An 11679-nucleotide genomic window follows, 5' to 3' on the forward strand; every position below is an offset into this window, starting at 1 on the left:
AAGCCATCATTGATCGTCAGAGACTGTGGCGCTTTGCCGCATTGCTGCAGTGCAGGGGCTGGCACGGGTATACTCGGCACGATTCGCCTGGAGCGCTCATCAGGAGAGCTCATGCTCGCCCCCGTACAAATCTTGTCTGCTACCCGCCAGAACCTCTGGCGCCTGACGTTCATCCGCATACTGGTCCTGGCCGCCCAGGCCGGCTCCGTGGGTGTCGCCTACTGGACCGAGCTGCTGCCGCTGCCGTGGCTGGCGCTGAGCATCACCCTCGGTTTCTCCATGGTCCTGTGTCTGCTGACAGCGGTGCGCCTGCGTACCTCGCTGCCGGTGACCGAGCTTGAATATGCTGTGCAACTGGCCTGCGACCTACTGATCCACAGCGCCTTGCTGTACTACTCCGGTGGCTCGACCAACCCGTTCGTCTCCTATTACCTGGTGCCGCTGGCAATTGCCGCAGTGACCTTGCCGTGGATGTACTCGGTGATTCTTTCCGGGATCGCCCTGGTGGCCTACACCTTGCTGCTGGTGCAGTTCTATCCGCTGGAAACCTTCCCCATGGCGCGGGAAAAGATGCAGATCTATGGCATGTGGCTGAGCTTTGCGCTGGCCGCGGCGGTGATCACCTTCTTCGCCGCGAAGATGGCCGAGGAACTGCGTCGCCAGGAGCAACTGCGTGCCGAGCGTCGCGAAGAAGGCCTGCGTGACCAGCAATTGCTGGCCGTAGCCACCCAGGCTGCTGGCGCTGCCCACGAGCTGGGGACGCCGTTGGCGACCATGAGCGTGCTGCTCAAGGAAATGCGCCAGGACCATCCCGACCCGATGCTGCAGGAAGACCTCGAAGTGCTGCAGGAGCAGGTCAAGCAGTGCAAGCACACCTTGCAGCAGCTGGTGCGCGCGGCAGAGGCCAACCGGCGCATGGCCGTCGAGGACCAGGAGGTGACCTTCTGGCTCGACGAGTCGCTCAACCGCTGGCACCTGATGCGCCCCGAGGCCAGCTACCGCTTCCAGCGCCTGGGCCAGGGCAACGTGCCACGCCTGGCGCCGCCGCCGGACCTGACCCAGGCCTTGCTGAACCTGTTGAACAACGCTGCCGATGCTTGCCCCGACGACCTCGAAGTGCGCCTGGACTGGGACGCCGAGGACATCGTGATCAGCATCCGCGACCATGGCCCCGGCGTGCCGGTGGCCATCGCCGAGTCGATCGGCAAACCTTTCTTCACCACCAAGGGCAAGGGCTTCGGCCTTGGCCTGTTCCTGAGCAAGGCCAGCGTCACCCGTGCTGGCGGCTCGGTAAAACTCTATAGTCATGAAGAAGGTGGCACGCTCACCGAGCTGCGCCTGCCGCGTGACGCGCGAGGAGACAATCGATGACTGACGAAACCCAGGTTGAAGGCGAAGAGCTGCCGCACCTGTTGCTGGTAGATGACGACGCCACGTTTACCCGGGTCATGGCGCGGGCCATGAGCCGTCGTGGTTTTCGCGTGAGCACGGCCAGCTCTGCTGAAGAGGGCCTGGTACTGGCACAGCAGGACGTGCCGGATTACGCCACGCTGGACTTGAAGATGGAAGGTGACTCGGGGCTGGTGTTGCTGCCCAAGTTGCTTGAGCTGGACCCGGAAATGCGCGTGGTGATCCTCACCGGTTACTCGAGCATTGCCACGGCGGTCGAGGCGATCAAACGCGGAGCCTGCAATTATCTGTGCAAGCCGGCGGATGCCGATGATGTGCTGGCGGCGTTGCTGTCCGAGCATGCTGACCTGGATAGCCTGGTGCCGGAAAACCCGATGTCGGTGGACCGTCTGCAGTGGGAGCACATCCAGCGGGTGTTGACCGAGCATGAGGGCAACATCTCGGCGACGGCGCGGGCGCTGGGCATGCACCGCCGGACCTTGCAGCGCAAACTGCAGAAGCGCCCGGTTCGGCGCTGAGGTAGCGTCGGGCTTGCGGGCCCCATCGCGGGACGAGCCCGCTCCCACAACAGCAGCATTGCGTGCTTTTTGTGGGAGCGGGCTCGTCCCGCGATGCTTGTAGCTGCTAGCGTTTAGGTAGTGAGGATCGAACGATCCACCCGCACCGCCAACTGCCCTTTGCCATCCTTGGCATCGAACACCGCCTGGCCGTTGGCCGCTACGTTGGTGCGGCCAATCACCACGCCATCGCGCAGTAACTCCACCGGCACATCCTTCAGCGACTGGCCCGAAGCCAATTCAAGATTCAATGTAATGGACATAGGTGACCTCCCTGTCACTGATGACGATCGATATAGGTAGTGGTGTCGCGATCCAGCGAAGCAATCAGCTCTGGCGAGCCGCCGCGGAACTGGCGGAACAGGTTGCGCGCAACGGATTTGCCCGAACTGTCCACCGGCACCTCCAGCGTCGGCTGGAACTGCTCGGCCAGCTCGGCATAGGCACTCCACGGGCCAATGTAGGATTCGTTCAAGCCATTCACCACGCTCACGGCGTAGCGCACCGCATGCCCCGGCAACCAGTTCGGTTCGCTCGGTGTATGGCTCTGCCAGCCATCTGCCTTGAGCCGTGGCGCTGTCGGCAACGGTTCAAGGAAGCCCACGGGTTTATTGGGCGTGTAGTCCTTGAGCAACAGGTACGTGCTCCAGCCCCACCAGTTGTCGATCTGCGCTGTGTCGTTGAGGTTATTGACGTCGGCCCGACGCATCAGCTTGCCGTTCTTCAGCGCAAACAACGCCGCGAAGTTGCCCGGCACTGCTCCGGTTACCGCTGCGTTCAGGTCCGCCGCCACCCGCAGCGCCGCATACTGATCCGCCGCCGGCAGCACGCCGCCGACGAAGGCCGCGAACACCTCGTCCACTGAACGTTGTACCGCCAGCCCCACCTGCTGGCGATTGCGTACATCGACGCTGTCGAAGTAACGCTTGTCGCCATAGCCGCGCCAGGTGTCGCCCTGCGCGTTGCGCAGTAGCAGGCCGTATTTGCTGTCCTCGTCGTGCATGAAGCGCGAGATCAGCGAGCCGAGGTCGGCCGGGGTGACGTTGTCCTTGATCGCCTTGCGCGGCACCCGTACGTGGCCGGAGGAGAACAGGTCGGTGAGGAAGTGGTCGGCAAAGGCGTTCATCGCGTAGGCCAGTTCGAGGTCGCCCTCCAGGCCACTGTTGCGCGCTTTCAGCGCCTGACGCAGCGCCGCCGTGTGCCCAGCCTGATAGGCCAGCAGCGCCCATTCGCCGAAGTGGTCCCAGTTGCTGGCAGCCAGTTTCAGGTAGCGGCCGAGCGGGAACAGTGCAGAGACCACGCTGCCGCCGCCAGTGATACGGTTCCATTCTTCCGACAGGCTATCGCCCAGTTGGTCGTAGGCCTCGTGCGGCTGTCGGCCGTCCTGAATGGCCTGGTTCGCTGCCGCGATCTCGCGCTGCATCACCGCGAGGATTTTTGTCGCTTCTTCGCGTGAGGCGGGCAGGGCGGCGAGGGTGTCGAAGGCCGCGGCAAAGCGCTGTACCCGTTCCTCGGCCGTGGCGCCGTCGGCAATTGGCCGCTCTGGCACGCCGTAGAAATCACCGCCCAGCGCGACGATCTGGCCGTAGCTCAGGCTCAGCCCGTTGGGCAGGTGCAGTGGGACTTTCCAGGCCGCAATCGCTGGCGCATCGCTGGCGAAACGCAGGTGCGCACTGTCGCCGATGGCGGTGTGCTCGCCGCCCTCGAACCGCAGGGCCGGCTGCTGTTTACCCGGCGCCGCCGGCAGCAGGCCAGGGCGGTGGTACTTGATGGTGTGATGGCCGTCGATCACCAGCACCACACGGGCACCGTCGCCCGGGATGGCAATACCTTCGGCACTGAACAAGGCGTCCAGTTCGGCGATGACGGGGGCGGCTTGCGCCGCGTGGGCAGGCAGCCCGGTTTGCATGACAGACATATTCAACTCCTTTGAAATGTCGGAAATTCCTTTGAGTTAACTGTATGCATATACAGTTGTTTTCGATAATAGCGGAAACGATTCCTTCGTCAAGTGCTGAATTTTCTTACCGTGAATGGGCAGTGATCGGCGCGGTCAGCCACGGCCCTGACGTATCATTAGCCCGCTAACGACTGCCGACGGGACCACCTGCATGCTTGCGCTCTTTCTCCAGACCCTGAACATCACCGCGCCGGTGTTCGCGATGCTGTTCATGGGCGTGCTCCTGCGACGGCTCGGGGCGATCAACGATGGCTTTATCCAGACGGCCTCGGCCCTGGTGTTCAACGTGTGCATGCCGGCGCTGCTGTTTCTCGGCATCTACCACGCCGACCTGAGCACGGCGGTAAAGCCCGGCCTATTGCTGTACTTCACCGTCGCCACCCTGGCCGGCTTCGGTGTGGCCTGGCTGGTGGCGATCTGGCGCTGCCCGCGCGCGGACCGCGGGGTCTACACCCAGGGTGCGTTCCGCGGCAACAACGCGGTGATCGGCCTGGCGCTTGCCGGGAGCCTGTACGGCGAGCTGGGCATCTCGCTGGGCGCGGTGCTCGCCGCGCTGGTGATCCTGCTCTACAACTCGCTGGCAGCCATCGTGCTGGCGGTGTACAGCCCGACGGTCAAGTCCGACCCGTGGAGCATCTGCAAGAACATCCTGCGCAACCCGCTGATCATTAGTGTGCTGCTGGCGATCCCGATGGCCTACGGTCAGGTGCCGTTGCCCAACTGGCTGCTGACCTCCAGCGATTACCTGGCGCAGATGACCCTGCCACTCGCGCTGATCTGTATCGGCGGCACACTGTCGCTGACCTCGATGCGGGCCAGCGGCAAGCTGGCGATCGAGGCGGCGTCGCTGAAAATGGTCTGGTTGCCGCTGTTCGGCACCCTTGGCGCCTGGTTCTGCGGTTTTCGGGGCCCAGAGCTGGGCATCCTGTTCCTCTACATCGGTGCACCGACGGCGGCGGCCAGCTACGTGATGGCCCGTGCCTCGAACGGCAACCATGAGCTGGCGGCGTCGATCATCGTCATTACTACGCTGTTAGCGGCAATTACGACGAATATCGGAATCTTCCTATTGCAGTGGGGCGGCTGGATCTAGATCCTGTGTGAAAACAACACCAACACTGCCTCTCACGTCCGAGGACACTTCATGCAAGACCAGATCACGCCCGAGCGTTTGCATCGCGGCCTGAAGAACCGTCATATCCAGTTGATCGCCCTGGGCGGGGCGATCGGCACCGGCCTGTTCCTCGGCATCGCCCAGACCATCCAGCTGGCCGGCCCCTCGGTATTGCTGGGCTACGCGATTGCCGGCCTGATTGCCTTCTTCATCATGCGCCAGCTGGGCGAAATGGTCGTCGAAGAGCCGGTTTCCGGCACTTTCAGCCACTTTGCCCACAGCTACTGGAGCGAGTTTGCCGGGTTCATGTCGGGCTGGAACTACTGGGTGCTCTACGTGCTGGTGGGCATGGCCGAGCTGACGGCGGTGGGCATCTACATCCAGTACTGGTGGCCCGATTTCCCCACCTGGGCCACGGCCGCAGTGTTCTTCGTGCTGATCAACCTGATCAACCTGAGCCAGGTGAAGGTCTACGGCGAGATGGAGTTCTGGTTCGCCCTGATCAAGGTGGTGGCCATCGTCAGCATGATCGGCTTCGGCGCCTACCTGCTGATCAGCGGCACCGGTGGCCCGGAGGCCAGCATCGCCAACCTCTGGCAGCATGGTGGCTTCTTCCCTAACGGCACCACCGGCCTGCTGATGGCAATGGCGGTGATCATGTTCTCGTTCGGTGGCCTGGAACTGGTCGGTATCACTGCCGCCGAAGCGGACGACCCGCGCCACAGCATCCCGCGTGCCACCAACCAGGTGATCTACCGGATCCTGATCTTCTACATCGGTGCGCTGGCCGTGCTGCTGTCGCTGTACCCGTGGCAGAACGTGGTGCAGGGCGGTAGCCCGTTCGTGATGATTTTCCATGCACTGGACAGCAACCTGGTGGCCACCGTGCTGAACCTGGTGGTGCTGACCGCCGCGCTGTCGGTGTACAACAGCTGCGTGTACTGCAACAGCCGCATGCTGTTCGGCCTGGCCACCCAGGGTGACGCGCCAAAGCGCCTGCTCAAGGTCAACGCCCGTGGCGTACCGCTGGCAGCCCTGGGCGTATCGGCCCTGGCCACCGGCCTGTGCGTGCTTATCAACTACCTGATGCCGGGCGAAGCCTTCGGCCTGCTGATGGCGCTGGTGGTGTCGTCGCTGGTGATCAACTGGGGCATCATCAGCATCACCCACCTGAAGTTCCGTCGCGCCAAGCAGGCCGCCGGGCAAACCACCTTCTACCGCAGCTGGGGCTACCCGTTCACCAACTACGTGTGCCTGGCGTTTCTCGCGCTGATTCTGGTGATCATGTACCTGACACCGGGTATCCGTATCTCTGTGTTGCTGATTCCGGTGTGGCTGGCGGTGCTGGGCGCGGCGTTCTGGCTGAAGAAGAAAAGCAGCAAGGCCGCCGTCGTCAGCCACTGACGGCCCGTGCTGGAGGTGATCGGCGCTCAGCCCTGTTGCTGATGGCTGTCGATCACTTCCTGGGCGGCACGAAACGCATCGATCGCCGCCGGAACCCCGGCATATACCGCGCAGTGCAGCAGCGCTTCGCGGATTTCCTCGACCGTACAGCCGTTGTTCAGGGCGCCACGCACGTGGCCCTTGAGCTCTTGCGGGCACTTGAGTGCGGTCAGTGCGGCGAGGGTGATCAGGCTGCGGGTTTTCAGCGGCAGGCCCTCGCGGTTCCACACCCCACCCCAGGCGTGCTCGTTGACGAACTCCTGCAGCGGCGCGCTGAACGCGGTGGCGTTGCCCAGTGCGCGGTCGACGAACACGTCGCCCATCACCTGGCGGCGAACCTGTTCGCCGGTTTTCTTCGTATCGCCCATGTTGTTTTCCTTAGTGTTGGCGGCGCCAGGCGCGCACGGTGCTGAACAACAACACCGCCGCCAGCGCTGGCAGGACATAGAACAGCATCAGCTGTTCCAGGCGGGTGGCCAGCGGCATGCCGGTGGTGAACGCCACCACGTGCAGGCCGTAGGCCAGGTATAGACAGAGGAACACCAGGCCTTCGGCACGGGTGACCCGGTACCCGGAATAGAACACCGGCAGGCTCAGTACGGCGACGCCGAGCATCACCGGCAGGTCGAAATCCAGCGCGTTCGGTGAGATCGACAGCGGCGCGGGGGCCACCAGCGCGGTCAGGCCGAGCACCGCCAGCAGGTTGAACAGGTTGCTGCCGATCACGTTGCCCACGGCGATTTCCCGCTCACCGCGCAAGGCCGCGATCAGCGAGGTGGCCAGCTCCGGCAGCGAGGTGCAAACGGCTACCACGGTCAGGCCGATGATCCGTTCGGACAGGCCCAGATCGACCGCCACCACCACCGCCGCCTCCAGCAGCATGTGCCCGGCCAGGCTCAGCAGGCCGAGACCGCAGAGCATCAGCAGCATGGTGCCGGTCCAGAAGCGCAGGCCATGGGTGCGGGTCGGGCGCGGCGTAGGGTAGGTGCGTGCGTAGTGCCGCGACTGGTGCCAGAGCAGTGCCAGGTAGCCGACCAGGGCCAACAGCAGCAGGGCGCCTTCGAGGCGGCCGAGGGTTTCATTGAGGGCCAACAGGTAGACCAGCAGGCTGGCGCCGATCATCAGTGGGATATCCAGGCGTACCAGCTGGCGCGAGACCCGCAGCGGAATGATCAGCGCGGCGAGGCCGAGAATGACCAGGATGTTGAAGATGTTGCTGCCGATCACGCTGCCGACGGCAACGTCGGGCGCACCGTTCAGGGCCGCCTGCAGGCTGACGGTGAGTTGCGGGGCGCTGCTGCCGAAGGCCACCAGGCTCAGGCCGATGATCAGCGGGCGTACCTTCAGGCTGACGGCCATGCGCAGGGCGCCACGCACCAGCAGTTCGGCACCACCGACCAGCAACAGCAGGCCGAAGTTCAATTGCAGCAGGCTGAACGTGGGTAAAGCGGCCAGGTTGAAAATGGGTCGTGCTCCGTAACGGGGTCAGTCGCTGAGACGTTGTACCCGGACCCGCGCCGTTCCGCTACGGAGCATGCCCAATTGTTCGGCAGCCTCGCGCGACAGGTCGATCAGCCGGCCACGGGTATGCGGGCCGCGATCGTTGATGCGGACCACGACACGACGGTCGTTCGACAGGTTGGTAACCTGCACCCGCGTGCCGAAGGGCAGGCTGCGGTGAGCGGCGGTGAGGGCGTGTTGGTTGAAGGGTTCGCCACTGGCGGTGCGTTTGCCGTGATGGCGGGAACCGTAATAGGAGGCGGTGCCGGTCTGATCGTAACCGCGCGGGTCGATGCTGTGGCTGGCACAGCCGGCCAGCAGGGTGAGTAGCGCGAGTGCGCTGGGTAGACGCCACATGTGAGGCCGGTGCTCCGTGGTGAGGCTAGCGCGGGACGAGCCCGCTCCCATAGGGGTTGTAGTGATCCCTGTGGGAGCGGGCTCGTCCCGCGATAAGCAGGTGACGCGATTACCCTTCGAGCTTGCTCTTGAGCAATTGGTTCACCTGCCCAGGGTTGGCTTTACCCTTGGACGCTTTCATCGCCTGACCGACGAAGAAGCCGAACATCTTGCCGCGCTTGGCTTCGTCTGCCGCCCGGTACTGTTCGACCTGCTCGGCGTTGGCGGCCAGCACTTCGTCCAGCACTTTTTCGATGGCACCGCTGTCGGTGACCTGCTTGAGGCCCTCGGCTTCGATGATCTGGTCGGCGTCGCCGTCGCCGGCAGCCATCTTCTCGAACACCACTTTGGCGATCTTGCCGCTGATGGTGTTGTCGAGGATGCGCTTGAGCATGCCGCCCAGGTACGCGGCGCTGACCGGCGACTGGTCGATCTCCAGGCCCAGCTTGTTCAGCAGGCTGCCCAGCTCGACCATGACCCAGTTGGCGGCCAGTTTGGCATCGCCACACACCGCCACCACCGCCTCGAAGTAGTCCGCCTGTTCACGGCTGGAAGCCAGCACGTTGGCGTCGTACGCCGACAGGCCGAACGCGCTCTGGAAGCGCTCGCGCTTCTGTGGCGGCAGCTCTGGCAGGGTGGCACGGATCGAATCGAGGAACGCCGGCTCGATAACTACCGGCAGCAGGTCTGGATCGGGGAAGTAACGGTAGTCGTTGGCTTCCTCCTTGCTGCGCATGGAACGGGTTTCGTCCTTGCCCGGGTCGTACAGGCGGGTTTCCTGGATGACCCGGCCGCCGTCTTCGATCAGCTCGATCTGGCGCTGTACTTCGCTGTTGATCGCGCGCTCGATGAAGCGGAACGAGTTGACGTTCTTGATCTCGCAGCGGGTGCCGAACTCGACCTGGCCTTTTGGCCGGATCGACACGTTGCAGTCGCAACGCAGCGAACCTTCGGCCATGTTGCCGTCGCAGATGCCCAGGTAGCGTACCAGCGCATGGATCGCTTTGACGTAGGCCACGGCCTCCTTGGCGCTGCGCATTTCCGGCTCGGAAACGATTTCCAGCAGCGGCGTGCCGGCACGGTTCAGGTCGATTCCGGTGGAACCGCTGAAGTCTTCGTGCAGGCTCTTGCCGGCGTCTTCTTCCAGGTGCGCGCGGGTGATCCCGATGCGTTTGACGGTGCCGTCTTCCAGGGCGATGTCCAGGTGGCCCTTGCCGACAATCGGCAGGTCCATCTGGCTGATCTGGTAGCCCTTGGGCAGGTCAGGGTAGAAGTAGTTCTTGCGGGCGAACACGTTGTGCGCGCCGATCTCGGCATCGATGGCCAGGCCGAACATGCAGGCCATGCGCACCGCTTCCTGGTTCAGCACCGGCAGCACGCCGGGCATGCCCAGGTCGATCAGGCTGGCCTGGGTGTTCGGCTCGGAGCCGAAGGTGGTGGCGCTGCCGGAGAAAATCTTCGACTGGGTGGCGAGCTGGGTATGAATCTCCAGCCCGATCACAACTTCCCATTGCATGTGTGAGTTCCTCAGAAGCCGGTGGGGGCGCGGGTGTGCCAGTCAGTCACTTGCTGATAGCGATGCGCGACGTTGAGCAGGCGGCCTTCCTGGAAATACGGGGCGAGCAACTGCACGCCAACCGGCAGACCCTCGACGAAACCGGCCGGCATCGACAGGCCGGGCAGGCCGGCGAGGTTGGCGGTGATGGTGTAGACGTCTTCCAGGTAGGCGGCGACCGGGTCGCTGTTCTTCGCGCCGATCTTCCAGGCCGGGTTCGGCGTGGTTGGGCCGAGGATCACGTCGACCTCGTTGAAGGCGGCCATGAAGTCGTTCTTGATCAATCGACGGATCTTCTGCGCCTGCAGGTAGTAGGCGTCGTAGTAACCGGCCGACAGGGCGTAGGCACCGACCATGATCCGGCGCTGCACTTCGGCACCGAAGCCTTCACCGCGCGAACGCTTGTACAGGTCGGTGAGGTCCTTCGGGTTTTCGCAGCGGTAGCCGAAGCGCACGCCGTCGAAACGCGACAGGTTGGACGAGGCCTCGGCCGGCGCGATCACGTAGTACGCCGGGATGCCGTGCTGCATGTTCGGCAGGCTGATTTCCTTGACCACCGCGCCGAGCTTTTCCAGCGCCTTGACGCTGGCCTGGACCAGGTCGGCGATGCGCGGGTCGAGGCCGGCGCCGAAGTATTCCTTCGGCAGGCCGATGCGCAGGCCTTGCAGCGAAGCGTTCAGGTTGGCGCTGTAGTCGTCCACCGGCTGATCGATGCAGGTGGAGTCCTTGGCGTCGAAGCCGGCCATGCCTTGCAGCAGCAGGGCGCAGTCTTCGGCAGTGCGCGCCAGTGGGCCACCCTGGTCGAGGCTGGAGGCGTAGGCAATCATGCCCCAGCGCGAAACCCGACCGTACGTCGGTTTCAGCCCGGTGAGGTTGGTCAGCGCTGCCGGTTGGCGGATCGAGCCGCCGGTGTCGGTGCCGGTGGTGGCCGGCAGCAGGCGCGCGGCCACGGCTGCGGCGGAACCGCCGGACGAGCCGCCCGGCACGTGTTCCAGGTTCCACGGGTTCTTCACCGGGCCGTAGTGGCTGGATTCGTTGGCCGAACCCATGGCGAATTCGTCCATGTTGGTCTTGCCCAGGGTCACCATGCCGGCTTCGGCCAGCTTGGCGACCACGGTGGCGTCGTACGGCGCCTTGAAATTGTCGAGCATCTTCGAACCGCAACTGGTGCGGATGCCCTGGGTGCAGAACAGGTCCTTGTGGGCGATCGGCGCGCCCAGCAGGGCGCCGTTCTCGCCATTGGCGCGGCGGCCATCGGCGGCCCGGGCCTGGCTCAGGGCCAGCTCTTCGGTGACGCTGATGAAGCTGTTCAGTTGCGGGTCGAGCTGGTTGATCCGCGCCAACAGGCTACGGGTCAGCTCTTCGGAGGAAAACGACTTGTCGGCGAGTCCGCGGGCGATCTCGGCCAGGGTCAATTCATGCATGGCAGGCTCTATTCCCTTACTCGATGACTTTCGGAACCAGGTACAGGCCGTTTTCCGTCGCCGGGGCGATGGCCTGGTAGCTGTCACGGTGGTTACTTTCGGTTACCAAATCGGCGCGCAGGCGTTGATTGGCTTCCAGCGGGTGGGCCAGCGGTTCGATGCCGGTGGTGTCGACTGCTTGCATCTGGTCGACCAGCCCCAGAATACTGTTCAGGGCATCGGTAGTGCGTGGCAGATCGCCTTCATTGAGGCCCAGACGGGCCAGATGAGCGATCTTTTCCACGTCGCAGCGTTCAAGCGCCATGGGGATCTCCTGAGGA

General features: G+C 64.0%; 12 protein-coding genes. 4 read left to right on the forward strand and 8 right to left on the reverse strand.

The features are described from left to right. Positions 1-111 precede the first annotated feature (111 nt). Positions 112-1371 carry an ATP-binding protein gene (locus tag DCO48_RS04875; protein ID WP_116549489.1) on the forward strand — a complete coding sequence of 420 codons (1260 nt, stop codon included), beginning with the start codon at positions 112-114 and terminating at the stop codon, positions 1369-1371. Continuing rightward, positions 1368-1928: a response regulator transcription factor gene (locus tag DCO48_RS04880; RefSeq protein WP_116549490.1), complete on the forward strand. Its 561-nt coding sequence runs from the start codon at positions 1368-1370 to the stop codon at positions 1926-1928. The genes DCO48_RS04875 and DCO48_RS04880 overlap by 4 nt, the downstream gene beginning before the upstream one ends. Positions 1929-2041: 113 nt before the next feature. Here the strand turns inward: DCO48_RS04880 and DCO48_RS04885 are convergent, their stop codons facing one another. Together DCO48_RS04885 and DCO48_RS04890 are read right to left on the reverse strand one after the other, a co-directional pair. After that, positions 2042-2230 carry a hypothetical protein gene (locus DCO48_RS04885; RefSeq protein ID WP_116549491.1) on the reverse strand — a complete coding sequence of 63 codons (189 nt, stop codon included), beginning with the start codon at positions 2228-2230 and terminating at the stop codon, positions 2042-2044. Between the two features lie 14 nt (positions 2231-2244). Continuing rightward, positions 2245-3885 carry a phospholipase gene (locus DCO48_RS04890; RefSeq protein WP_116549492.1) on the reverse strand — a complete coding sequence of 547 codons (1641 nt, stop codon included), beginning with the start codon at positions 3883-3885 and terminating at the stop codon, positions 2245-2247. A 193-nt stretch (positions 3886-4078) separates the two neighbouring features. Between DCO48_RS04890 and DCO48_RS04895 the strand changes: the two genes are divergently transcribed. After that, complete coding sequence (locus DCO48_RS04895; RefSeq protein ID WP_116549493.1) at positions 4079-5020, forward strand: AEC family transporter; 942 nt, start codon at positions 4079-4081, stop codon at positions 5018-5020. A 51-nt stretch (positions 5021-5071) separates the two neighbouring features. Next, entirely contained in the window at positions 5072-6445 is a 1374-nt protein-coding gene (locus DCO48_RS04900) for an amino acid permease (RefSeq protein ID WP_116549494.1), read from the forward strand. Between the two features lie 26 nt (positions 6446-6471). On the opposite strand, the gene DCO48_RS04905 is transcribed toward DCO48_RS04900, so the two are convergent. The 6 genes from DCO48_RS04905 to gatC form a co-directional block, all read right to left on the reverse strand. Then, the gene (locus DCO48_RS04905; RefSeq protein WP_116549495.1) at positions 6472-6852 is read right to left on the reverse strand and encodes a carboxymuconolactone decarboxylase family protein; all 381 of its coding nucleotides are present in this window, start codon (positions 6850-6852) and stop codon (positions 6472-6474) included. A gap of 10 nt (positions 6853-6862) precedes the next feature. Next, positions 6863-7906 (reverse strand): calcium/sodium antiporter, encoded by a 1044-nt coding sequence (locus DCO48_RS04910; protein ID WP_116549496.1) that lies wholly within the window; start codon positions 7904-7906, stop codon positions 6863-6865. Positions 7907-7969: 63 nt separating this feature from the next. Next, positions 7970-8341: a septal ring lytic transglycosylase RlpA family protein gene (locus DCO48_RS04915; RefSeq protein WP_116549497.1), complete on the reverse strand. Its 372-nt coding sequence runs from the start codon at positions 8339-8341 to the stop codon at positions 7970-7972. Positions 8342-8450: 109 nt separating this feature from the next. Continuing rightward, a complete protein-coding gene (gatB, locus tag DCO48_RS04920; RefSeq protein WP_116549498.1) occupies positions 8451-9896 on the reverse strand; it encodes an Asp-tRNA(Asn)/Glu-tRNA(Gln) amidotransferase subunit GatB in 1446 nt (481 codons plus the stop codon). 11 nt (positions 9897-9907) lie between these two features. Further along, positions 9908-11359 (reverse strand): Asp-tRNA(Asn)/Glu-tRNA(Gln) amidotransferase subunit GatA, encoded by a 1452-nt coding sequence (gene gatA, locus DCO48_RS04925; protein ID WP_116549499.1) that lies wholly within the window; start codon positions 11357-11359, stop codon positions 9908-9910. Positions 11360-11375: 16 nt separating this feature from the next. Further along, positions 11376-11663: an Asp-tRNA(Asn)/Glu-tRNA(Gln) amidotransferase subunit GatC gene (gene gatC / locus DCO48_RS04930; RefSeq protein ID WP_116549500.1), complete on the reverse strand. Its 288-nt coding sequence runs from the start codon at positions 11661-11663 to the stop codon at positions 11376-11378. Between the last annotated feature and the right edge of the window lie 16 nt (positions 11664-11679).

The sequence above is a fragment of the Pseudomonas sp. SDI genome, assembly GCF_003105155.1.
In the GTDB taxonomy this organism is placed as follows: Bacteria; Pseudomonadota; Gammaproteobacteria; order Pseudomonadales; family Pseudomonadaceae; genus Aquipseudomonas.

Coding starts and splice junctions, on each gene's coding strand:
- DCO48_RS04875 (WP_116549489.1), top strand. CDS start 112: ATGCTCGCCCCCGTACAAATCTTGTCTGCTACCCGCCAGAACCTCTGG.
- DCO48_RS04880 (WP_116549490.1), top strand. CDS start 1,368: ATGACTGACGAAACCCAGGTTGAAGGCGAAGAGCTGCCGCACCTGTTG.
- DCO48_RS04885 (WP_116549491.1), bottom strand. CDS start 2,230: ATGTCCATTACATTGAATCTTGAATTGGCTTCGGGCCAGTCGCTGAAG.
- DCO48_RS04890 (WP_116549492.1), bottom strand. CDS start 3,885: ATGTCTGTCATGCAAACCGGGCTGCCTGCCCACGCGGCGCAAGCCGCC.
- DCO48_RS04895 (WP_116549493.1), top strand. CDS start 4,079: ATGCTTGCGCTCTTTCTCCAGACCCTGAACATCACCGCGCCGGTGTTC.
- DCO48_RS04900 (WP_116549494.1), top strand. CDS start 5,072: ATGCAAGACCAGATCACGCCCGAGCGTTTGCATCGCGGCCTGAAGAAC.
- DCO48_RS04905 (WP_116549495.1), bottom strand. CDS start 6,852: ATGGGCGATACGAAGAAAACCGGCGAACAGGTTCGCCGCCAGGTGATG.
- DCO48_RS04915 (WP_116549497.1), bottom strand. CDS start 8,341: ATGTGGCGTCTACCCAGCGCACTCGCGCTACTCACCCTGCTGGCCGGC.
- gatB (WP_116549498.1), bottom strand. CDS start 9,896: ATGCAATGGGAAGTTGTGATCGGGCTGGAGATTCATACCCAGCTCGCC.
- gatA (WP_116549499.1), bottom strand. CDS start 11,359: ATGCATGAATTGACCCTGGCCGAGATCGCCCGCGGACTCGCCGACAAG.
- gatC (WP_116549500.1), bottom strand. CDS start 11,663: ATGGCGCTTGAACGCTGCGACGTGGAAAAGATCGCTCATCTGGCCCGT.